Here is a 23308-nt window from a genome sequence, read left to right on the forward strand (position 1 = left end):
CCACTTATTTATAAAGAGGACCGTATGTCTGGCATGCCCGGTAATCCTGCCCCTCTTTATCCATACCAAAAGCATTCCATGCGGCCGGCCTGAAGATCTTTTCTTCCGGAACATTGTGCAGGCTGACAGGGATTCTTAGTATGGAACACAAGGTAATCAGGTCAGCTCCCACATGTCCATAACTGATTGCCCCATGATTTGCGCCCCAGTTATTCATCAGGTCATAAGCACTTTTGAATGCACCCTGTCCTGTGATAATCGGGGTAAACCAGGTACAAGGCCATGTATAATCAGTTCTTTTCCAAAGGACATCCGACACTTCCTCCGGCAGATGAACCGTATACCCCTCTGCAATCTGCAGAGATGGCCCAAGGCCTTTGACTAGGTTTAAACGGATCATGGTCACTGGCATCTCACAGTCAGTAAGAAAACGGGAAGAAAATCCGCCGCCTCTAAAATATCCGAAATCAGCCTGATTCCACGTGGTCGCTTCCAATATTTCTTTCTGGTCTTCTTCCGTTACCTCAAACCAGGGCTTTATCATGCGGTTTCCGCTTTTATCCACAGCCTTTCCGCTGGCATCCAAACAAGCGGCACCGGAATTTATTAAGTGCAGGAACCCGCCGGCTTCTTTTGACCGTCCCTCCAGGTTATAGTCTGTGACACGTTTTACGGCGGCCTCACTCCAGTAGGTACGAACATCTGCAAATATCTGTGCCCGATTGGTAAGAAGTTTTAAGAATAACATACCAATCCCATTTAAAACATCATTTTCCGTAGCCAATATGTATGGTTCCCTGGCGCCATTCCAATCAAAGGAACTATTAAGCATGGCCTCGGCAAAGTCGCCATTGGGATAGAAATCTGTCCACTGGCGCTGCCCCTGAAAGCCTGCAGCAATTGCATTGTGCCCTAATGATTCTTCTTCGAAGCCTTTTTCCAGATTCGGATTGCCATTCATCAGATCCTTGATAATACACATCATCTTTACTACAAATTCCCAGTCTTTCTCTGTTTCTTCCTGACTCTTTTGTACCGCTTCCGGGTTTTTGTCAAAGCCTATCACACAATTTTTCTTTGTCCATGCCAGCGCCCTGTCAAATTCTTCTTTATCGTAAATGCCTTCTGTCATCCTCCGGATGATTTCCACTTCATCCACAGATTCAACTCTCATGTCTAAGTATTCTTCTATGAAAGACGGATCAATGATGGATCCGCCGATTCCCATACAGATAGAACCAATCTGGAGATAGGATTTTCCTCTCATGGTAGCCACGGCCACGGCTGCTCGACCGAAACGGAGCAATTTTTCTTTCACATCCTCAGGTATCCCTGTTTCATCAGCGTCCTGCACATCCTGACCATAAATCCCAAAAGCAGGAAGGCCTTTCTGAGCATGGGTCGCCAGCACCGAAGCCAGATATACAGCGCCCGGACGTTCTGTTCCATTAAGTCCCCATACCCCTTTGATGGTTTTCGTGTCCATATCCATTGTCTCTGCCCCATAACACCAGCATGGGGTCACCGTCAAGGTAATATCCACACCTGCCCTGCGGAATTTATCCGCGCAAGCGGCTGCTTCGCCCACACCCCCAATGGTGGTATCTGCTATTACCACGTTCACAGGCTCCCCGTTGGAATAACAAATGTTACTTTGGAACAACTCTGCCGCTGCCTTAGCCATATTCATGGTCTGGTCTTCTAACGATTCCCTTACTTTTAAGTATCCCCTTCTTCCGTCAATCACCGGCCGGATACCTATCACCGGGTAACTTCCAATTAATCTGCTCACTGCCATATTCCTTCCTCCTTCTATTTGTGTTAGAAACCGATTATTTCTAACTGTAGTGTATCATATCGGATCCGATGATTCTTGGCTGATATTTGCAAAAAGTATGATAATATTCATATGTTTACTTAAAATATCGTTGATTTTTAAATTCTGTTGGTATTATAATATCTAAAGATAAGACTGTTTACCAATTATAACTATTGACCTTCACTCAACATCAGATCAAAAGAGGTGAAAGCCATGCAATATATTAAATATAAAGAAAACAAGAGTCACGGCACATCTGAATTTCCTGTTGGCTATTACTATGTGAATCATCTGCATCCGCAATATACAATGCCCTATCACTGGCATGAAGAGCTGGAATTTATTCATATTATTGAAGGGGAGTTCGAGGTGACAATTGATGAGAATAGCTGGCGCGCCCTGCCTGGAGATATCCTCATCGTCAACAGCGGCTGCCTGCACGGAGGCATACCCCATGACTGCACTTACCAGTGCATCGTTTTCCCCTGCAGCCTTCTGTTGGGCAAATCCTTTGCATCTCCCTTTTTGGACAAATTAAATAGATTTGAACTGAGATTAGATGAGTACTATCCATATGATCCAAAGAATAAAATCTATTCCCTGATGGAAGATTTCTTTCAGATTATGGGGTGCATAACGACCAGGCAGGAGTTAATTGCCGTTGGGTTATTAAATCAGATCATTGGGCATATCTATTCTGAAAACCGCTATGTCATCCCTGACCAGGCAGAACGTTCCAAGCACAAGAATATTTACCTATTAAAAAATGTACTGGATTATATTGATCGCAATTACTCCTATAAAATAGAACTGAATGATTTGGCAAAAATTGCAGGAATGTCTCCTAAATATTTCTGCCGTTTCTTTTTCGAAATGACTTCCCGGACGCCTATTGATTATGTAAATTATTATCGCATTGAACGGGCCTGCTATCAACTGATAACCACCAATGATTCCATAACAGAAATCTCCCTTTCCTGCGGATTCAATGATATCAGTTATTTCATTAAGACTTTCAAAAAATACAAAGGAAAATCGCCCAGACAATATTTTAAAGAACTTCTGCCATAACTGCAAAACCCTGCGAACTGAATCTAAAAACGGTCATTATGCACAGGATTCATACCATGCATAATGACCGTCAAACTCAAAAGTCAACTTGCTGCCACCCCAGCGGGGCAGCCTCCTGTTAAGCTAGCCTACACGAACAGGAGGCACATTGTTGATGGAATAGCCGCTGAACGCAGCTGTCTATCTTACTGGAATATACAAATCCACTTCAGAGTCCGGATGATCATAGCCAAGGAAGCGTTCATCATAAAGCTCGAAGTCCTCCCGCCAGTCTAATTCTTCTTTTGTGGTGAGAAACCATGTGCCCCAGATGTAGTCAAAGGTCTGAGGCAGCATCCGAAGAGTACCTCGGTGAGTAAAAACCGCATATCGTCCCCCGGGGATTACCTTCTGCACAAAGGGTTCGGTTAATCCCTCAAAAGATGATACTTCCGTTCCCGCTACTTCAGTGAAAAGGATATCCTCATTCATGGTGTACAGCGTGTTTTCTGCACATGCCTCGCAGATACCGAAGAATCTCCCGCCCGGGATACGGTTGGGAATTTGTCTATATAGAGAATTCGTCCTATCCCACAGTTCTCGTAGACGGTTGTCTCGCAAGGTGGTTTCTCCCCGGATCCCCGCAACCCTGATCTCCAACAGTTCAACGATACGAGGATGGACCGTCACATTACGGGCCAGATGATCCAATAATCCTGTATCCAAACGTTCCTTACCACCAATGAAGATGTCCAGACGGTTTTGACGATAGCTCTGAGGACTGACCTTATAGATTGCTTTAAATGCACGGCTAAAAGCTTCCGGAGAATCAAAGCCGTATTCAATCGCTATATCTATAATTTTAAGGTCTGTATAGAGAAGCTTCTTGGATGCATCAGCCAAACGGCGCTTCTTGATGTAGCTGCCTATACTTTCACCCAGGATCGCTGTGAATTGTCGATTTAGATGATAATAAGAATATCCGGCAGCCTTAGCCACATCCTCGACCTTCATATTGTATCCCAGATGGTTTTCAATATATATAACCGCCTGCTCCAATGATTTTCGATAGTTCACAGCAATCCTCCTTCCGTTTTAAATCATCGGCTGCCAATCGTAAGTGCCGGGTGCCGCTTTCTCCAAATTGATCTCCACCGCTTGCATACCATCTTCTAATGGTTTGGTAATATCATAGGTATGCCAGCCATTTTCGGATCGGCCACCCCAGCAAAGGTCAATGATGCCATCTGATGGCGAAATCACCATGCTCTTTGTGGTTCCGAAATACTCCTCAAAGTAATGACAGCATAGGCCTTCCGGATACTTAGCCAACAGCATTTCCTTGAGCTGTGCTTGCGTTACTTCGCTTTGATGTGCAATCTGTTTTTCGATATATTCATATCGTCTTGCTGAATGCTCCATCACCTGGGGTTCCATTGACTGAAGTTCTGGGAAAAGCGCATGGTTCGTAGCATACAACATCTGATCTTGGGAATCTGGGCCAATCTGCTTGACAACGGTACGGCCATCCAGCGTTTCTACCAGAGCGGCATTGCCTGCCTTATCTAGCAGAAGCATGTTGAGGTTGTAGGCGATGGGCATCCCTTCCAGATATTTGAGCGATTCCCTTACGTCCTTGCAATTTTCCAGCAGAGCGCGGGTAACCGCCCAAAACTGGAGACCTTTGAACTTCGGTGATCGCATATATGGAAGAGCCCCTACCGGAAAGCCACAGGAGCTCATCGTGACGGCGAGACCGTGTTCGTTAAAGCCATCATCCCGTCCGAAGTGGAGTACGCTGGTACCCATATGTGAGTATTTTCCTGTCACGCTGGTTTTAATAAGACAGAAATCCTCCGCTTCGTGACTGAACTCATAGTTGCGGGCGAGCAGGGGTTTCCTCTCGGCAGTACAGCTAGGCAGCAGTGCAATATGACTGCACCTGGGAAGCAGAAAGGTCATTCCGTAAAAAAACACCTGCTCAGGTTTTACCTTCAGCGCATCAGCAAAACCGCAAAGCTCTTCTGTAAGACCAGGACACCAGCGGTCAAAAAGTTTTGCCGCTTCCTCAGCCTGCTTTAGACCAAAGCCTCCTATTCCGGCAGTATGTGTTGCTTGCAGCTGCGGGATTGCAGCAGTCAATTTTCCAAACTGATATCCAATTTCATAGCTTGTACCGGCAAGTTCTGCGGTATAGGTTTGTATTTTTAGCATAGTATTGATTCCTCCTTGTATTCGTTTGCTTTAGTTTACCGTAACAATGGAGGGGCTGCATGATATTTTCTGCTGTTTTGCAATGTATTTTGTGATAAACCATTATACCATAGTGGAGTTAGAAAACAAAGCAATATACTAACGGCATTAATAAAGGGTACATCTTCTTAACAGAACATGTACCCTCATTATTGATCCCTGATTTTTACCAGGTGACCTTCCCATTTAATAAATATAGCTTAAAACGAATCACCTGCGGGGCAGTGCATGAATCGCTCCGCCAATACAATCCTCAAGCGCTTCTCCTACCGATTCATTATAGGTAGGATGAGCCCGCATGGCCTTTAAAAGCTGCTCTGCAGTAAGTTTATTGGTAATGGCAGTACCTATCTCTCCGATCATATCCGTAGCTCTGGCACACATCATCTGTGCACCCAGCAATGCACCCGTTTCTTTATCTGTTACAACTTTAACAAAGCCTCTCTCTTCCTTTGTTATAAATGATTTACAGTTGGCGTAGGTTAAGGTTTTCCCGATAACGGTTTCAATCCCTTTTCCTTTTGCTTCCTCTTCCGTTATTCCGATACATGCTATTTCAGGATCCGTATAAACACATGATGGAATTACCGACAGATCGATGGACGGCTCTTTCCCGTTCATAAGTTCCACGGCACAGATGCCCTGGGAGCTTGCAGCGTGGGCCAGCTGGATGCCTCCGATCACATCTCCTATGGCAAATACACCAGGCATACTTGTTTCAAAGTTTTTCTTCACCACAATCCTGCCCCGGTTCATTTCAAGCAAAGTCCCTTCCTCCAGCAGTCCGTCCGTATTGGGAATACGTCCGGTGGCAGTAAGCAGGTATGGCGTCTTTATGACCTCAATCTTTTCTTTATCTTTTGCCATCTCCCCATAGGTACAGATAAAATCCCTGCCTTCTTTTTCAATTTTCCGGACAAATGCCCTGGTATGAATGTCTACGCTTCTCTTTTTCAAAATCAGCTTTAAATTCTGTGAGATTTCTTTATCCAGACCGGGCAGAAGTCTTTCTTCAGCCTCCAATAAGGTGACCTTGGATCCAAAGGAAGCGAATACGGTGGCAAACTCCACACCTATGACTCCTCCGCCTATAATAATCAGGCTTTCCGGTATATGATCAAGCTGAAACAGCTCATCGCTGGTCATGACTCCGGGAAGACGGATTCCTTCTATGGGCAAAATGGCTGGCTTTGATCCTGTTGCCAGCAGGATATGTTTTGCCTGAAGGAGTTCTTCCCCTTCCTCTGTCTTGACCCTGACCTTTCCCTCCTTGGTCAACGTCCCGGTTCCGTGTATCCGATCAATTTTATTTCCCTTAAGAAGCTGTTCCACACCCAGTCGGAGACTTTCGGAAGTTTCATTTTTATAGGACATCACTTTCCCATAATCACAGCTCACCTCTTTTGAGATGATTCCGAATCTCTCTCCTGTCAGGACCTCCTGATATAATTTGGCAGCGTGCAGCATGGCCTTTGCAGGAACGCAGCCGCGGTTTAAGCAGGTACCTCCCACTTCCTGGTTTTCGATCACAGCCGTCTTCATTCCCAGCTTTGCAGCCTTAATCGCCGCTACATATCCTCCGGGGCCTGCACCAATAACAAGCAGATCATATCGTTCTTCCATCCTATCCCTCCCTGGTCTCTATAATTCTGCAGCAGCAAAATACTCTTTTAAGTCTTTTATCATGGTTGACTGGGCCTGGGTTTCTGCAGGCACCTGATCCAGCTTATTGCAGATATCTGCATTCTCATATCTGCATCCCGTAATATACCCGGGGATCCGGTCCATAAGATCTGGTTCCATGGAATCGGAGAACAATTGCAGATCCTGTATGATCCCACTGTTTACCTGAAACTGCCAGATCACATTTCCCCAAACAAAGCGTTTTGACAGTTCGTATTGAAAATCCATATTGCGTCCGTACAGCCAATCCCAGGAAGAAAACTTCTTTCTTCCCTCTGACAATGCATCCTGGTCTAAATCCTCCTGCCTGCAGGAAACCGCCTTACACCCATAAGTTTCCTCAAATGCCTTCAGAAGCTTTTCCTTTAGCATATCAATGGTTAAGTCAGCCCGGTATTCAGAAAGATTGGTTACCCTGGATTTAACGGAGTCCACTCCTTTTAATGCCAGCTTATCCTTTGAAACCTGTAAGTATTTGGAAAGCTTCTCCATATCCGCATGAACCAGCAGGGTTCCATGATGATAGCACTTTTCCCCTCTGGTATAAAAGGCATTGCCGGAAAATTTCCTGTCTGATACGGTAATATCATTTCGTCCTGATTTTTCTGCATGGATTCCCAGTTTTTTGACTCCGCTCAGAATAACCTCAAGCTGTTTATCCAGATCATAATGATTCTTGTTAACAAGAAACGTAAAGTTCAGGTTCCCAAGATCATGGAATACGGCGCCGCCTCCGGATAGCCTTCTCACCAGATGTCCGCCATCCTGCTCCAATTCCCGGATCCTGCATTCCTTCCACGGATTCTGGTTTTTACCGATTACAACAGTATTTTCATTCTGCCAGAGGTATAGGATACAGGTATCCCGACCAGCAGTTTCTAATAAATACTCCTCGATAGCAAGATTCAGATATGGATCATAACTGCTTCCGTCTATATATTTAATTTCCTGTATCATCTTTTATCCGTTTCCTTATCTAAAATTCGTGCTTTAACTTAGGATTTCTGGCTGCCCTAACTTCATCAAGTCTGGTGACTGGTGTGTGGATGGGGGCCTGATGAAGAGCTTCCGGATTAGTCATTGCTGTTTCATGAAGACTGCGTAATACAGCAATCACTTGATCCAATGTTTCTTTTGATTCCGTTTCCGTAGGCTCCGCCATTAACGCTTCTGGCACGATCAGTGGAAAATACATGGTCGGCGGATGGATTCCATAGTCCAAAAGTCCTTTTGCAATGTCCATGGCTGATACACCGGTTTCTTTTTTAAGTCTTGCCAGGCTCATGACAAATTCATGCATGCAAGGTCCCTGGTAAGCCATATCATATACATCCTTTAATTGCGCCATCATATAATTGGCGTTTAATACGGCATGCTTTGAGGCTTCCGGAACTCCTTCTTTTCCAAGCATAAATAAATACGTCATAGCTCTGACCACAATTAAAAAGTTACCGTAAAAGCTTTTCACCTGTCCGATGGTATGTGCCGGATATTTAAATACGTATCCTTCCTCTTCCTCTACCATGGTGCCGGGTAAAAATTCAGCCAGGAGATCCTTGCAGCCAACTGGTCCGCTGCCCGGGCCACCGCCTCCGTGAGGAGTAGAAAACGTCTTATGAAGATTTAAATGGACCACATCAAATCCCATGTCACCCGGTCTGATCATGCCCATAACGGCGTTTAAATTTGCTCCGTCATAGTAATTCAGTCCTCCGGCATCATGAACGATTTTTGTAATCTCCAATATGTTTCTATCAAAAAGGCCTAATGTATTGGGATTGGTTAACATCAGTCCGGCGGTATCTTCCCCAACTGCTTTTTTTAATTCCTCCAAATCCACTCCGCCATCTTCCGCAGACGGGATACTGATTACCGAATAGCCCACCATTGTCGCACTGGCAGGATTGGTTCCATGGGCGGAATCTGGTACGATGATCTTTGTTCTTTTATTGTCACCGCGGCTTTCGTGATATGCTTTTATCAGCAAAAGTCCGGTAAATTCACCGTGGGCTCCTGCTGCCGGCTGGAAAGTCATACGGTTCATTCCAGTGATCTCACAAAGGTACTGCTCTGCTGTTTTTAATACTTCCATACAACCCTGCACCGTATGCTCCGGCTGCAGCGGATGAATCTGTTTAAAGCCAGGAAGAGCTGCTATGTCTTCATTGATCTTGGGATTGTATTTCATGGTACAAGAGCCCAAAGGATAAAAGCCGTCATTGACACCATATGCCTTTTTCGCTATTTCTGTATAATGCCTGCTTATATCATTTTCAGACACTTGGGGAAGGTGCATGCTTTTTTTTCTCAAGCTGCCTTCTTCCGGCAGGCTTACCGGCACATCACATTCCGGCAGAATGGTCATCGTTCTTCCTTCCTGTCCCTTTTCAAATATCAGCATAACCTTACACCTCCTTCAGAATGCCAATGACACGGTCAATGTCATCCTTAGCATTCATTTCCGTGCAGCACCATAAGATCTGTCCGGCTCTTTCTCCGGTTAAGGGGTAGCCGCCAAGAATTCCATGTTCTTCCAGTTCCCCCATCACCTGTTCAGCCGGGATTTTTGAAGTGGTCACAAATTCGTGGAAGAATTCCCCTTGGTTTACAACCGAATATCCAATTGCTTCCAATTGCTCCGCCATGTAATGAGCTTTTGACATACATTGAATGGCTGTCTGCTTCAGTCCTTCTGCCCCCATCGCGGATAAATAAACGGACACTGCCAATGCACAAAGCGCCTGGTTTGAGCAGACGTTACTTAATGCTTTTTCTCTTCGGATATGCTGTTCCCTTGCCTGAAGGGTTAAGACGTAGCCTGTCTTTCCGTTGGAATCAACGGTTTCACCAACGATCCTTCCCGGAAGTTTTCTGATCAATTCTTTCGTACATGCCATAAAGCCGATATATGGTCCGCCGAATGATAATGGCAATCCAAGGGGCTGCCCCTCTCCCACTGAAATATCAGCACCGTATTCTATCGGCGTCTTAATGATTCCCAAAGAAATAGGATTCACGCCCATGATATAGCGGGCATTGGCTTCCTTTGCTATGCTACCGATCTCTTCTGCCGGTTCCAGACTGCCGTAATAATTTGGATTCTGAATGTAAACACATGCGGCCTGGCTATCCAAATGTTCTTTCAGAAAATCCAGATCTGTTATACCGTCTTTTTCTGGAATAACCGTCAGCTCCATCCCGTTTCCAAAACAATAAGTCTTTATGGTTTCTATTACCTGAGGATGAGCCGCTGCGGAAACAAATGCCCTGTTTTTCTTTCTGTCCCTGCACATAGCTACTGCTTCAGCCGCCGCAGACGCACCGTCATATACGGAGGCATTGGCCACATCCATTCCTGTAATCTCACAGATCATTGTCTGGTATTCATATATGGATTGTAAGATTCCCTGGCTCATTTCCGCCTGATACGGGGTATAGGCAGTGTACAGGGTTTCTTTGGATATCACGCTTTTTACAATGGAAGGAATGTAATGCTTGTAAGCACCTGCTCCTCTGAAAATAACTGGAAACACCGTATTTTTTGCTGCAATGCCTTCCATCTTTTTATTTACTTCCATTTCAGACATTCCGTTAGGAAGATTCAATCCATCCTTTAATAAAACTTCCTGAGGAAGCTGCCCAAAAAGGTCTTCTATGCTCTCAATTCCGATCGCTGACAGCATTTCTTTTCTATCATGGTCGGTTGCCGGTACAAATGAACCCATATGCAGATCTCCTTTATTCCATTTCTTTTTTAACAAGTTCTTCGTATTCCTCAGGACTTAAGAATTCTTCTTTATCCGTAATATCGGTGATCTTCACAAACCAGGCTTCATAAGGAGCCTCATTGATCTTTTCCGGTGAGTCTAAAAGTTCTTCATTGATTTCCGATACAACTCCGGTTACCGGACAATATACATCGGAAACAGCCTTAACAGATTCCACATCAGCAAATACTTCACCGGCTGTCGTATCGTCGCCTTCTTCCGGAAGATTGACGAAAACAAGCTCTCCCAATGATTGCTGGGCATGATCCGTAAGCCCGACCAAAGCTGTTGTTTCATCTTCAAACTTTACCCATTCATGTGTCTTGGTGTAAACCAGATCCCCTAATACTTTCATAATTAATTCTCCTTTTCCTTGTGGATTATTTTGATTTTTTATAAAATGGAAGGGTAACCACTTCCGCTTCTACTTCTCTTCCCCGGACGATTACCGTTACCTTCGTACCTGCTTTAGTATATTCTTTATCCAGGATAGCCATGGCTGCCGGATAGCCCAGATATGGGCAATGGGTTCCCGATGTTGTAAAGCCTGCCTTCTTCCCGTCTGCAAGAACCTCTTCCTGTTCCCGGATGATTCCCCGTCCGGTTACCTTTAGGCCCACTCGTTTTCTTGTGAGAGAATCTTTGTTCGGCAAATGGCTTTTTCCAATAAAGTCTTCCTTCTGCATCTTCACTGCAAACCCAAGGCCGATTTCCACCGGATTAATATCATCATTCATTTCATGTCCGTATAACGGCATGCCGGCCTCCAGCCTCAGAGTGTCTCTGGCCCCCAGCCCGCAGGGGATCAGTTCATATTCCCTGCCTGCTTCCATGAGCGTTTCCCACATTGTCTCAGCATATGCATTGTCTAAATAAAGCTCAAAACCATCCTCCCCTGTATAACCGGTTCTGGATACCATACATGTGATCCCGGCCACTTTACCATCAAAAACTGCATGGTAGTATTTATCAGGTATATCTGTGGTCAGTTTCATAAGTATTTCCTGTGATCTGGGACCCTGCAGGGCGATTTGTGTGATTTTATCAGAAATGTCTTCAAACACCACTTCTCCTAATTTATGTTCCAGCATCCACTGATAATCCTTTTCTTTATTGGACGCATTCACAACGATAAAGTACTCCTCTTCTTTTTTCTTATAAACAATCAGATCATCCACCGTTCCCCCGTGCTCATTGCACATGGGACTGTATCTTGCCTGTCCGATCTCCATATCGGTAAAATCATTGGTCAGCAGCTGATTAAGATTTTCAAGTGCATCTTTCCCCTTACAAATGATCTCTCCCATGTGAGAGACATCAAATAGCCCTGCCCTTGTTCTTACTGCCATATGCTCCTTTATGATCCCCTCTTCATACTGGATGGGAAGAAGATACCCGGCAAAAGGGACCATCTTGCCGTGATACTTAAGATGCATTTCATAAAGCGGTGTTTTAAGTTCCATGTTTTAATCCTCCTTAAATAATTTATATGATAATATAGGAACATCATCCGTTTATATGCACAAAAAAAGGCAGAAAGAAATATTCCTATAGGATATTCCTGTCTGCCTCTGTCCTTTTACCTGAAAGATTAACTTCGTCGGTACATAAATGTTCTCCAGAGTTACGTCCGAATCCGATCCTTTTGCCTGAGAGTTTCTGCCTTCCCCTTCGGCGGCACAGGTTTGTGCTCTCTCTCTGATTCATCATCCGTTATTTATTATTGATATTATCAGAGTATTTTAGCACTGTCAATCATTTTTTACATGACCTTTTAGAATGATTCTGACAACTATGATGCTGTCTTTCATGGCACCCCCAAACAATCTCTGAAATCATCCTTTTTGTTAAAATCATAACAAGGAAAATGGTGCGCTCGATGTTATTGCAGCACAAGAAATGATCATAGATGGAATGTAAATTAAAGGTATCATGTGTTATACTACTAATGTCTATTTGTAGGAAACGTGTAGTATAATCTGTTCCCATCTAAAGTCTATGGACTTTGGAGAACCTATCGATTACCATTGGATTAAAATGAAAACCCCTTAAAGGAGGAAAAATAGGCATGCAGCTGCTTGAACTCGTTTTAATGCTTATTATTTATGATATTTATTTTTTTAGCTATTTCAAAAATATGTTTCCGGTCAAAAGAAACCATTTGCTTTTTTATGCGGCTGCAGTTTTCATCAATATCAGCATTACTTTACCGGCCTATCTGTTTCTGGATCATCGGGTCGCTGTCTTTTTTATAATGGGTTCGATTATGCTAGACATTATTCTGCTGTTTCGTGTAAACCGGGTACAGATTATTTTTGCCGGCAGCGTCTACATGTATTCTATCTATAGCAGCAGAGGAATTATCTGTTCGATCTATTCGATGGTTCTGCATACCAGCATCCAGGATGTCCTGCAGAATGATAAATATTATAATGCGGTAACAGCATTATCCGTATTACTATCTATACTGAGCATCACGTTTGTCCGTAAGAAAATCGTTCCGGATAACAAGGCAAGGTATGCGTTTACTAACAATGAGCAGCTTGGTTTTACCGTCGTCTGCCTGATCAGCCAATTGTTTTTTCTTATGTTTATTAACGATGGGCGCTTTTATAATGAAATCAAATCTACCTGGTATTCTGCTTTATATTTTGGAGCCAGCATTATAAGTAAACTATGTATGCAATTTGTTTTTCACCATACTGCCAAGGTGGTAGAATTACTTGAATACGAGCTGCATACACGCAAGCTGCAGGAGCAGCTGTCCAGTCAAGTGCGGCATTATCAATCGTACCGCAAGTTTACGGAAAGCTACCGCAAATTCCGCCATGATTATAAGAACATGATGACTTCCGTTAAAGTCTTAATGAACAACAATGAATATGAGAAAGCGGCACGTATGCTGGATGATATCCATGACACGATGCAAAGGGAGGTACTTATTCATAAAACTTATTCTGATAATATTCTGTTGGATGCTATCCTGCAGGACGCTGCCAATGCCTGCGGAGAAAAGAGCATCCGTTTTTCAGCACACGCACTTCTTCCTAAAGATGTACGGATGTCGGAGCTGGACATTGTCCGTATTTTTTCAAACACAATCGATAATGCCATAGAAGCCTGCAGTAAAATATCAGATGAAGAACGCTTTATTGAAATTGCAGGCGCCGGAACTCGGGAGTGGGCAACAATTGAGATAGCTAATTCTTTTAACGGCGAATTGTCCCTATCAGGAGGCCATCTGACAACTACAAAAGTAGATAAGGAGATTCACGGATTTGGACTGCATATCATAAAGGAAGCGGTTGAAGGCCTTGGAGGTCTGGTAATAATAGATCCGGATCAGGAAAAAAGAATATTTAAAATCAGGATCTGTATCCCCAGAAGCTCATAATTGGGGATTTGCTTATCGGCCGTCTCTAATCCGCGAATATTTGGAGTTTTTATTATTGTACATAGAACTGTCAGCGGCGGCGACTGCAGCCTCCACACTATCAAACATGGTAAAATCGACGATTCCATAACTAAAGGATAATGAGTGGCCGGTATCGTTCCCGGACTTTGCTTTTAAGTCTTCCTGTATCTCACGAATTACTGCATCAGCATTCATAACATCGCATGCAAGCAGAACAAGAAATTCATCCCCACCCCACCGGCAAACCATATCCTCTTTGCGGATGCGCCTGGAAATGGCACGGGCAACCGTGTTAATTGCCTCATCACCCACAGCATGCCCGTAAATGTCATTTATAGGCTTTAAACCATCCATATCAATAAAGCATAAAGACGCAGCAGGTTTCGTCAACTGAATCGCACCGTGCGTCTTATGCAGCATCTTGACACCCCATTCTCGGTTAGATACGCCGGTCAGAACATCCGTCGAAGCAAAATAGTGCAATTGCTCCTCATACTTTTTCCTCAGGGTAATATCGATCGCTACTTCAAAATGAGCCAAAGTACCGTCTACCCAGCGGATGACAGAATCTTTGACCCAGTACCAGTTGCCGGTGATTGTATTCTGATGCTCATATTCTTTCACTCCCTTATCAGGAGCACAGCCGTTGTATTGAAGCTTAGGAATCGGACAAAAAGGGCAAGGACCATTCATACCCTTTTGCAGCACCTCCCAGCATTTTCTGCCCAACAGTCCTTCCGATTTAACACCCAGTTGTTCGGAAAGGGTCCTGTTGACAAATTTAAGTTCAAAGGTTTCCATATCATTTACATAGATGATAGAGTCAATATTGTCGCTGATCGTCTGCAGTACCTCATAGCTGCGGATAATCTCAGTTTCCTCGTTGCGCCTGATAATTAATGAGGATATGACACTGCCTACCCCTTTTAAAAACATCAGCTCTTTGTAGCTCCATAGCCGTGTTTTAACGCAGTCGTCATAGCCGATAAATCCTATCGACATATCCTGTTGGAATAACGGCAGTATAGCAAGCGCTTTGATTCCCTGCGGCTCCAGTATGGCCCTGTCCTTTTCAGTAAGCGTACTTACATCATCGGAAACATACAGGCCAGAGGGGTCTACTATGATATCATAGCTATAGTCATCTTTGCATAGGTTTTGTAAATCCTGTATCGCAGGTTCTACGCCCGGTGCGCACCACTCATAGGTATTGCGTGTGTAATTATTAAAAAGATCCTCAAAAATATACACACGGCTGACACCAATATATTCACCCACTCGGGATAGAATCATCTGCACAGCCTGATTTATATCCGTGGAGTGGTAAGATGTATTCAAAACATAGGCTAAAATATCATTATATTCATTCGACAAATCACAGTCTGATTCGTCATAATATATGTATATTATGATATATTTCGACTCTTCAAGGTTTGCAATGTTTGCGGCAATTTTTACGGGAATAACTCCCGCTTCAGGTGACATCAGTTTTAATGAGTACTGGCTAAGAGAGCTGGCATGTTCGAGCGTCTGCCGGATATTATCCTGATCCCCTTCATTCTGAAAACGCATTAATTGGCGGAGAGGAATATGTAAGGAGGAATCTGCGTCAGGTTTATCCAAAATGATTGACGGGTTAAGAAGCAGATATGCTTCCCGGTTGGCAAAGGATACCATCATATCATCTCCGTCCTCACATACAATGACAGGGATATTTATATCTTTATAAATATTTTCAAAAATAAACTTGTTCAACTTTAACTCCATTCCGCCGCTGCGCATGCGGCACCATAAATCTGGAATAAGCCTTTATAGCATATCTTATATTGTTAATTTAGCTTTAACCTTGATACACAATAAATACATTTTATTATCAGTATATAACAACGAAAGCCAGCTTTGTCTTTTCATGTACTTAATTTGTTTTTTTATGTTCTGAATTTATATTTTGCCACCCTGAAAAGTTTTCGTAATAAAAAGGCGCTCAAACAGAACCAGTATCCGTTCAAGCACCCTAATATTTTGTTGAATAGTGTTTTACTTCTTTGCAGCTTCCTTCTGCAAGCCGCCGTTACCATATCTCTGTACCTTATTCATAGTCTTCCGCTCTGGCATTAGGTAAGATTATTAATGTATCGAATCCCTATTCTTTTTTTGTTACAATAACTTAAATTCTGAAAGGAGAAAAACTATGTATTGTAACAATTGCAATTTTATATTACAATTTAAATAGTACACTGTACAATTTTAAAAATCAGGGAGGCATAGCCATGGATTCACCGATCAACCGGTATGATAAATATATCTATTCAAAAGACCGTATCGTACTAACGCAGCAGGAACTGAACCTGCCGGGTATACGACTGTTTGCCATGCACAATATCCACAATACGATCTTTCCTCTTATCCCCCATTATCATGAGAATGCATTTGAATTTACCTTTATATCCAAGGGAAGCATTTCCTTTCATATGCAGGAATCTGAATGTGAAGTATCCGGTGGAAATATCTTTATTTCTTTTCCTGGTGAAGTCCACGGCACAAGAGAAATTCCCATTTCCCTGAATGAGCAGTACCGGCTCCAGGTCGATATCAGCGATCCGAAGAACCTGTTATTTTTAAATGAGGAAACTGCAAAACAACTGATCCAAGATTTAAAAAGTATAAAGAGACATATCATATCCACGGATATCAAGGAAACCCGTCCCCTGCTTGATAAAGCCTTTGAGCTGGCCCTGTCCGAAGGAAGCCACTTACTGATTGCCGGATATCTGATTATATTCTTCCAGTTAATGATCGCGGCCTCCAAAGAGGACAGATATTATCTGACTCATGATATCGAAGCAGCAGTCCGGTTTGTGGATGATCACGTCACGGAAGAATTATCATTGCATACCCTGGCTGGAATCTGTAATCTGTCCGTTTCACAGTTTAAACAGAAATTCAAGCGGATCGTAGGCATCTCTCCGCGGAATTATATCAATAAGAAAAAAATTAACTTTTCAAAAATGCTGCTTCTCAAGGATATCCCTGTAACAGAGGTGGCTATGCAGTTGAATTTTAATACCAGCAGCTATTTCTCTACTGTTTTTAAAAAATATACAACAATGACTCCCAGCGAATACATACAAGCAGAACTTGGTGATAAGGAAACTGAATAGCGTATTGAGAAGATACTGTTATTTCCTTATTGGAATGTCAGTCTTATAGTGTCTTCCCCATCTGACTCATAACCATTTCATAATACCGGCCTTGCTCGTTCATCAGGCTTTGGTGATTTCCATTTTCCAGGATCTGCCCGTCCCCAATTACCATGATGTGGTCCGCATCGCGGATTGTTGAAAGACGATGGGCTATCAAAAAGCTGGTCCGGTTCTGCATGAGACTGACCAAAGCCTTTTGTATCTCTTTCTCTGTCTTGGTATCAACACTGCTTGTTGCTTCATCAAGGATCAAAATAGGGCTGTCACAAAGAACTGCTCTTGCAATGGATATCAGCTGTCTCTGTCCCTGGCTTAAATTATCGGTAGCTGCAGAGACTTTCGTCGCATAACCTTTTGGAAGTTTATCAATAAAATCGTGGGCATGGGCGATTTTCGCCGCTTGGATCACTTCTTCCTCCGTGGCATCATTCTTAGAGTAACGGATATTGTCCATGATCGTTCCACTGAAGAGACTGGTATCCTGAAGCACAACGGAAAAGCATCTTCTTAAACTGTTCCGCTTGATATGGGTGACCGGTACCTTGTCAATCATGATTTCACCGCTGTCCGCATCATAAAATCTTGTTAACAGATTTACAATCGTCGTTTTACCAGCACCGGTTTCTCCGACTAATGCAATGACCTTCCCTGGATATACGTGAAAACTTACGTTTTTTAGAATCGGCTTTGTTTTATCATAAGAAAAGCACACATTATGAAAGGAAACTTCTCCGGCTGGATGTTGGATCTCTACCGCATCCATATGATCTTCGGTTTCCTCCTCATAATCCAATATTTCGAAAACCCGCTCGGCTCCGGCCAGTGCTGATTGTATTGTATTAAACATTCCTGCCACCGAATTCAGAGGGTGTGCAAACTGCTTTGAATAACTTAAAAAGCTCACTACCGTACCTACTTTCAGGCCATAGCTAACTGATAAGATACCACCTAAGATCGCAACAACAGCAAATACAAAATTATTGATGACATTCATTAACGGCATCATATAACCTGACCAGACCTGGGCTTTACTGCTGCTTTCACATAATCGCTCATTGATCTCTTTAAACTGCTGAATGGCATCTTCCTGTCTGTCAAAGGCTTTCACCATTTTTAAACCAAGAATATTCTCTTCGATGACACCGTTTAGTGCTCCAAGACTTCTCTGCTGTGTTAAAAAGTAATCACGGCTTTTGGTGGCAATCGTTTTTGTTAATAAAGAAACCAGCGGCACGCACAGCAAAACCATAAAGGTAAGCGGCAGGTTCAAATGGATCATGACAGCCAGAGAACCCACTAGGGTTAAGATGCTGGAGATCAGCTGTGTCGTTGTCTGTGCTATGGTAGAACTGATATTATCCACATCATTTGTAATTCTGCTCATGGTATCCCCATGAGACCGAGTATCATAAAATTCAAGGGGAAGCTTCTGCATTTTCCCAAAAAATTCAGTACGAAGCGTAAAAACCAGCTTCTGGGAGATCCGCAGCATCATGATTCCATTAATTAAATTAAGCAGCCAGTTGATCAGATAGAAACTTAATATGAGGATAAGCAGCGAAACCAGCTTGGCGGTGTCCACACTCCTATTCGTAATATCAAAGGTATTGAAGGTCTTACCCACACAATATGGAATCGCTACTGATATCAAGGAAGAGAGGATGGTCAGCAGGATTGCCGCAAATATGGTCTTCCCCCACCGCATATAGATTTTAACAATCCGAAGCAGAGTTCCTTTTGCATTCTTGGGTTTTGCAGTCGGGGCAAAACGATTTCTTCCGCCTCCCGGACGCTGACTCATCGTCGGTATTTTGGGCTGTTGCTGACTGTATTTTTCTGCCATACGTTATGCCTCCCTACCGCTTTCAATCTGTGTGTGATAGATATCCTGGTAGATTTCACAGGACTCCATTAATTCTTCATGGGCACCAAATCCCACCTTCCGTCCATTCTCCATAACCAGAATTTTATCTGCGGACATGGCAGTTCCGCAGCGCTGTGTAATCATAATCACAGTCTGTTTAAACTCTTTATCTTTAAGACCTTCCCGTACCTTTGCCTCGGTAACGGCATCAAGCGCACTGGTCGCGTCATCTAAAATCAGTATAGAAGCTTTTTTCAGGATCCCCCTGGCAATGGAAAGACGCTGTTTCTGCCCCCCAGATAAATTAACTCCGCCGCTTCCTAGAATACTGTCATAGCCATCAGGCATCTGCATGATAAAGTCAGCCTGTGCTTTATCAGCTGCCTGCCGTAACTCATCAGTGGCGGCGTGTTTATCCCCCCATCTGAGATTATCCGCTACTGATCCCGAAAACAGCATTGGTTTCTGCGGAACCACCGCTACATTACTCCGGACTTCATCAGCACCCAGCATTTTAATCTCGTAATCATCCAGAATTATTTTTCCGCTGTCCGCATCATAAAAACGAAGCAGAAGCCAGGTAATTGTTGATTTTCCGCTCCCGGTGGAGCCGATAATCGCAAGGCTTTCCCCGCTGTTTACGGAGAAGGAAAGATCTTTGATTGCCGGAACCCCGCTGCCGTTTGGATAGGCAAAGGTAACATTTTCAAAGGTGATCTTCCCACTCAGCTTTCTATTTTCATAACTCCTGAAACAATCTTCTTCACAGTCAAATACTTCACCGATCCGGGCTGTAGAAGCTTTGGTACGGACGAACATGGTAAATACATTCGTTATCATAATCAGAGAGGAAAGTATCTGTGCCATATAGATTGTAAAAGCCGTAATATCTCCTGTATTAGCAAGGTCCATTGTAAATAGTCTGCTGCCGATATAAATCACAACAGACGTTCCGATTCCCACAGCCAATGTTAAAAGAGGTGAGATAACTGTAATGACCATTTGAGAGGAGATACCCTTCTGCATCAAATTCCGGTTGGCCTCTTCAAATTTATCTTTTTCCTTTCCAAAAGTACCAAACGCTTTGACGAGCCGCACACCGATCAAATATTCCTGTACCTTAGAATTAATCTGATCCATAGCCTTTTGCAGCTGGTAGAATCTTGGATAGCTGAGTTTCATGCTAAAATAAATTAATATGGTAACGACAGCTACAACCCCATATATGATGAGACTGAGCCGGATATTGAGCAGGCTTGCCAGCACCATGCTGCCGATACAGACAACAGGTGCCTTAAGGAAGATACGCATCATTCCATTTACAAATTGTATGATTTGAGAAGTATCATTCGTCATCCTGGTTATGAGCGAACCGCTTTCAACCTTATCCGCACTTACTTCGGAAAAAGACATGATTTTCTCAAATAAGTCTTCCCGTAAATCCGCTCCCATTCTTTGAGAAACGTGGCTCGCCAAAATATTTCGCGCAACGGCAAAGCATGCGCCTATCAAAGTTACAATGAGCATCAGCATGCCCCAGTAATAAACCTTTTTCAGAGAGCCTTTTTCAATTCCGCTGTTTACGATATGTGACATCAGCGTAGGTCCAAGCAAATCACAGACCGCTTCCAGTGTCACGCACAAAACGGCTATGAAAAACGGCTTTTTATATCTTCTGAAATATTTGCTATAAAGTTTCATTACTCTCCTCTGCTTCCAATATGATCTTATTCCTGAAATCTCTGCCAAATGTGTTAAAATACAGTATATCACTCAAGATGCAGAAAGTTAATATTTTCTGAGGATTCTTTTGTAGTCAATCGGATATTTGTCTGCTTTTTTAATTTACTAAATATTTCCATCATATTTTTTTTAATTATGCTCATAATAACATTGTGTTCAAAAACACATCATTATAGACGGAGGTGTCAAGCTATGGATGGCAATGCGGAAATAACAGTTTAGCTGTTAGCGAAGTGTTGTTAACAGCTTAACCCTATGTACGAAAAATGCCCCAAAATTTTATTTTGGGGCATTTTTCATGTTATTATTCTGCAGATAGAAAAATACGCCCTGGGCCAAACTGGCCTCAGGACGTTTCAATAAGAACTTAATCTATTGTATTCCTCTTATTTACAAATGCTGCTAATACGCTCCGGAGTTATTTCACCGTAATACTTTTCCATAATCTGACCATCTTTGATCCAGACAAAACAGGGAGTACTCTCAACATCAAGCCGTTTTGCAATGCCATCTGATTTATAAACGTCGATGCAGGATACCCGGATGTCGCTATGATCCTGTTCAAACTCTTTGAAAACCGGCAGCAGTTCTCTTGCATGGGGATCGATTGCATTATAAATGAATGCCAGAGAAGATTTTCCTTCATTCATAATCTGCTTTTCAAATATCTCACTTTCTGAAACATACTTTTCTGCACCGTATCCGGCAACGGCACCGTCTCCCACCGCTGTTGCAACCTGCTTTAAGTATTTGTCACGTACATCTCCCACTGCAAATACTCCGGGGATGTTTGTTTCCATCCGTTCATTTGTTATCAGATATCCGCCTCGGTTCATGTCCAGAATGTCACGGAATATTTCTGTATTTGGCAGATAGCCGATAAACAGAAAACAGCTGTCCACATGTACAGGAACCCTTTCCTCTGTTTTTACATTTTTTAATACAACTGTGTTCAGCCTTTCGTCTCCTTCAAAACTGTCCACAACCGTATTCCAGATAAATTCCATTTTCGGATTTGCAAGAGCCTGAGCCTTTGCAATCTCGTTGCAGTCCATTTTGCCATTCTCATGCATGACTGATACCATAACTTTATCTGCAAACTTAGTCAAAAATATCCCTTCTTCAATGGCTGCGTCACCGCTTCCGATGACCATAACGGTCTTTCCGGTGTTTGCCGCTGCGTCACAGGTGGCACAGAAAGAGATTCCTTTGTCATAAAGATATAAATCCTCATTTTTGGCACCGGTCAAACGTGGCTTGCCGCCGCTTCCGACAATTACAACCTTTGCCTGGTAAATGGTACGAAATGTCTCTACCTGCTTGATATCTCCTTCCAGAGATACGGATTTTACATCAGTTAATTTAAACTCCACACCGAACTTTTTGGCCTGTTTATGAAATAATTCCATCAGTCCAAGGCCTGTCGCCCCATCCGGAAAACCGGGATAGTTCTCTATTTCATTGGTATATGTAGCAAGCCCGCCTACCAGAGTTTTTTCTATGATCAATGTTTTCAGCTTGGCTCTGCCGCAATATATTCCTGCAGTTAAGCCGGCTGCTCCGCCCCCTATAATTACAACGTCATATGATTCTGTTTTTTTAGTCATTGCAACCTGTTCCTCTCTGAATATTCTTATATTTTTATAGGGGCAATCAAATATGATCGCCCCATGATTACAAGTTACATAAAGTATTTGGCTAATAATTTGCTTCCCAGAAAAGCTCCTACCAACAGAAATGCACCGAATACCCATCCGGATAAGGAAAAGGATGCAATTGCGGTAAATAACGCTCCTATATTACAACCATTTGCAAGTCTTGCTCCATAGCCCATTAACAAACCACCAAGAATTGCAGCAATTACCTGCCGTAAAGACTTGATCTTCTTGATCTTAAACTGAGATGCAAACAGCGTTGCAGCAAATGCACCCAGTACAATGCCCAGATTGCGGATGGAAGCACCGTCTGCCAGAAAGCTGGTATTTAGTTCCTTCTGCATTTTTTCTGATGCATAATATACCCAGCCGCTTGCGTCACCGCCAAGAGCCTTGTAAATCCAGGTGCCCCAGTTAGCAAATGCGCTTGTTACACCCCAGCCGCTGCCAAAAGCTGCAAAATGGGCAATTTGAAATACTGCAAGCAATACAGCACCGGCCACGTATGTTAAGGGTTCTTTTAACAGCTTTTTGTAAATGGGATGATCGCCAAGCTTAATAAAAAATTGTTTCAAATTTATTCACCTGCTTTCACAGAAGTTATCTACTTCGTCTTCTCGATGACAATTTCCCATTCTCCATCATCTACTTCTTCGATTTCTACGTTATGTCCCTGTTTTCTAGCCCACTCAGGAATATTCTTCATTGCACAGCTATGATCGATGGATACAGCCAGAACGTCACCAACGGATAACTCATTGATTTTCTTCTCAGTTTTCATAAGCGGGACTGGACAAGCCTCTCCCAGACAATCTAATGTAAATTCAGCCATTTTATATCTCCTTTAATTTTCAAT

Annotated in this window: 18 protein-coding genes and 1 riboswitch; of the genes, 3 read left to right on the forward strand and 15 right to left on the reverse strand. The window is 43.1% G+C overall.

Features of this window, described 5'->3' with window-relative positions; all coding sequences use genetic code 11:
• Positions 1-4: 4 nt before the first annotated feature.
• Positions 5-1798: an L-fucose isomerase gene (locus H171_RS11015; protein WP_100305183.1), complete on the reverse strand. Its 1794-nt coding sequence runs from the start codon at positions 1796-1798 to the stop codon at positions 5-7.
• A 234-nt stretch (positions 1799-2032) separates the two neighbouring features.
• Between H171_RS11015 and H171_RS11020 the strand changes: the two genes are divergently transcribed.
• A complete protein-coding gene (locus tag H171_RS11020; protein ID WP_100305184.1) occupies positions 2033-2890 on the forward strand; it encodes an AraC family transcriptional regulator in 858 nt (285 codons plus the stop codon).
• Positions 2891-3070: 180 nt separating this feature from the next.
• Here the strand turns inward: H171_RS11020 and H171_RS11025 are convergent, their stop codons facing one another.
• The 8 genes from H171_RS11025 to gcvT form a co-directional block, all read right to left on the reverse strand.
• A complete protein-coding gene (locus tag H171_RS11025) occupies positions 3071-3946 on the reverse strand; it encodes an AraC family transcriptional regulator (protein ID WP_100305185.1) in 876 nt (291 codons plus the stop codon).
• Positions 3947-3964: 18 nt separating this feature from the next.
• On the reverse strand, positions 3965-5083 hold the full coding sequence (locus H171_RS11030; protein ID WP_100305186.1) for a C45 family autoproteolytic acyltransferase/hydolase: 1119 nt from the start codon (positions 5081-5083) through the stop codon (positions 3965-3967).
• A 249-nt stretch (positions 5084-5332) separates the two neighbouring features.
• Positions 5333-6745: a dihydrolipoyl dehydrogenase gene (lpdA, locus tag H171_RS11035; RefSeq protein WP_100305187.1), complete on the reverse strand. Its 1413-nt coding sequence runs from the start codon at positions 6743-6745 to the stop codon at positions 5333-5335.
• A gap of 18 nt (positions 6746-6763) precedes the next feature.
• Positions 6764-7762, reverse strand: a complete 999-nt coding sequence (locus H171_RS11040) for a lipoate--protein ligase (protein WP_100305188.1) — start codon at positions 7760-7762, stop codon at positions 6764-6766.
• 19 nt (positions 7763-7781) lie between these two features.
• On the reverse strand, positions 7782-9206 hold the full coding sequence (gcvPB, locus tag H171_RS11045) for an aminomethyl-transferring glycine dehydrogenase subunit GcvPB (protein ID WP_100305189.1): 1425 nt from the start codon (positions 9204-9206) through the stop codon (positions 7782-7784).
• Positions 9207-9210: 4 nt separating this feature from the next.
• Positions 9211-10530, reverse strand: coding sequence for an aminomethyl-transferring glycine dehydrogenase subunit GcvPA (gene gcvPA, locus H171_RS11050; RefSeq protein ID WP_100305190.1), 1320 nt, complete (start codon positions 10528-10530; stop codon positions 9211-9213).
• A 13-nt stretch (positions 10531-10543) separates the two neighbouring features.
• Positions 10544-10927: a glycine cleavage system protein GcvH gene (gene gcvH, locus H171_RS11055; RefSeq protein WP_100305191.1), complete on the reverse strand. Its 384-nt coding sequence runs from the start codon at positions 10925-10927 to the stop codon at positions 10544-10546.
• Between the two features lie 25 nt (positions 10928-10952).
• Complete coding sequence (gcvT, locus tag H171_RS11060) at positions 10953-12035, reverse strand: glycine cleavage system aminomethyltransferase GcvT (RefSeq protein WP_100305192.1); 1083 nt, start codon at positions 12033-12035, stop codon at positions 10953-10955.
• Positions 12036-12199: 164 nt separating this feature from the next.
• A riboswitch (glycine riboswitch) is annotated at positions 12200-12282 on the reverse strand.
• A gap of 358 nt (positions 12283-12640) precedes the next feature.
• On the opposite strand from gcvT, the gene H171_RS11065 reads away from it, so the two are divergent.
• Entirely contained in the window at positions 12641-13966 is a 1326-nt protein-coding gene (locus H171_RS11065; protein ID WP_100305193.1) for a sensor histidine kinase, read from the forward strand.
• A 12-nt stretch (positions 13967-13978) separates the two neighbouring features.
• Here H171_RS11065 and H171_RS11070 read toward each other — a convergent pair whose 3' ends face one another.
• Positions 13979-15742, reverse strand: coding sequence for a diguanylate cyclase (locus tag H171_RS11070; protein WP_166433609.1), 1764 nt, complete (start codon positions 15740-15742; stop codon positions 13979-13981).
• A gap of 515 nt (positions 15743-16257) precedes the next feature.
• Here H171_RS11070 and H171_RS11075 point away from each other — a divergent pair.
• Complete coding sequence (locus H171_RS11075) at positions 16258-17148, forward strand: helix-turn-helix transcriptional regulator (RefSeq protein WP_100305195.1); 891 nt, start codon at positions 16258-16260, stop codon at positions 17146-17148.
• A 43-nt stretch (positions 17149-17191) separates the two neighbouring features.
• Here the strand turns inward: H171_RS11075 and H171_RS11080 are convergent, their stop codons facing one another.
• The 5 genes from H171_RS11080 to H171_RS11100 all read right to left on the reverse strand — a co-directional run bounded on the left by H171_RS11080 (position 17192) and on the right by H171_RS11100 (position 23284).
• On the reverse strand, positions 17192-19033 hold the full coding sequence (locus tag H171_RS11080; protein WP_100305196.1) for an ABC transporter ATP-binding protein: 1842 nt from the start codon (positions 19031-19033) through the stop codon (positions 17192-17194).
• A 3-nt stretch (positions 19034-19036) separates the two neighbouring features.
• Positions 19037-20755, reverse strand: coding sequence for an ABC transporter ATP-binding protein (locus H171_RS11085; RefSeq protein ID WP_100305197.1), 1719 nt, complete (start codon positions 20753-20755; stop codon positions 19037-19039).
• A 428-nt stretch (positions 20756-21183) separates the two neighbouring features.
• The gene (locus tag H171_RS11090) at positions 21184-22404 is read right to left on the reverse strand and encodes an FAD-dependent oxidoreductase (RefSeq protein WP_100305198.1); all 1221 of its coding nucleotides are present in this window, start codon (positions 22402-22404) and stop codon (positions 21184-21186) included.
• Positions 22405-22478: 74 nt separating this feature from the next.
• A complete protein-coding gene (locus tag H171_RS11095) occupies positions 22479-23027 on the reverse strand; it encodes a YeeE/YedE thiosulfate transporter family protein (RefSeq protein WP_186802526.1) in 549 nt (182 codons plus the stop codon).
• A 29-nt stretch (positions 23028-23056) separates the two neighbouring features.
• Positions 23057-23284: a sulfurtransferase TusA family protein gene (locus H171_RS11100; protein WP_025232355.1), complete on the reverse strand. Its 228-nt coding sequence runs from the start codon at positions 23282-23284 to the stop codon at positions 23057-23059.
• Positions 23285-23308: the final 24 nt, after the last annotated feature.

Source organism: [Clostridium] celerecrescens 18A, from assembly GCF_002797975.1.
GTDB classification, from domain to species: domain Bacteria; phylum Bacillota; class Clostridia; order Lachnospirales; family Lachnospiraceae; genus Lacrimispora; species Lacrimispora celerecrescens.

Excerpts from the sequence above, each read along its gene's own strand:
- H171_RS11015 (WP_100305183.1), bottom strand. The coding sequence starts at position 1,798 with ATGGCAGTGAGCAGATTAATTGGAAGTTACCCGGTGATAGGTATCCGG.
- H171_RS11020 (WP_100305184.1), top strand. The coding sequence starts at position 2,033 with ATGCAATATATTAAATATAAAGAAAACAAGAGTCACGGCACATCTGAA.
- H171_RS11030 (WP_100305186.1), bottom strand. The coding sequence starts at position 5,083 with ATGCTAAAAATACAAACCTATACCGCAGAACTTGCCGGTACAAGCTAT.
- lpdA (WP_100305187.1), bottom strand. The coding sequence starts at position 6,745 with ATGGAAGAACGATATGATCTGCTTGTTATTGGTGCAGGCCCCGGAGGA.
- H171_RS11040 (WP_100305188.1), bottom strand. The coding sequence starts at position 7,762 with ATGATACAGGAAATTAAATATATAGACGGAAGCAGTTATGATCCATAT.
- gcvPB (WP_100305189.1), bottom strand. The coding sequence starts at position 9,206 with ATGCTGATATTTGAAAAGGGACAGGAAGGAAGAACGATGACCATTCTG.
- gcvPA (WP_100305190.1), bottom strand. The coding sequence starts at position 10,530 with ATGGGTTCATTTGTACCGGCAACCGACCATGATAGAAAAGAAATGCTG.
- gcvH (WP_100305191.1), bottom strand. The coding sequence starts at position 10,927 with ATGAAAGTATTAGGGGATCTGGTTTACACCAAGACACATGAATGGGTA.
- gcvT (WP_100305192.1), bottom strand. The coding sequence starts at position 12,035 with ATGGAACTTAAAACACCGCTTTATGAAATGCATCTTAAGTATCACGGC.
- H171_RS11065 (WP_100305193.1), top strand. The coding sequence starts at position 12,641 with ATGCAGCTGCTTGAACTCGTTTTAATGCTTATTATTTATGATATTTAT.
- H171_RS11075 (WP_100305195.1), top strand. The coding sequence starts at position 16,258 with ATGGATTCACCGATCAACCGGTATGATAAATATATCTATTCAAAAGAC.
- H171_RS11080 (WP_100305196.1), bottom strand. The coding sequence starts at position 19,033 with ATGGCAGAAAAATACAGTCAGCAACAGCCCAAAATACCGACGATGAGT.
- H171_RS11085 (WP_100305197.1), bottom strand. The coding sequence starts at position 20,755 with ATGAAACTTTATAGCAAATATTTCAGAAGATATAAAAAGCCGTTTTTC.
- H171_RS11090 (WP_100305198.1), bottom strand. The coding sequence starts at position 22,404 with ATGACTAAAAAAACAGAATCATATGACGTTGTAATTATAGGGGGCGGA.
- H171_RS11100 (WP_025232355.1), bottom strand. The coding sequence starts at position 23,284 with ATGGCTGAATTTACATTAGATTGTCTGGGAGAGGCTTGTCCAGTCCCG.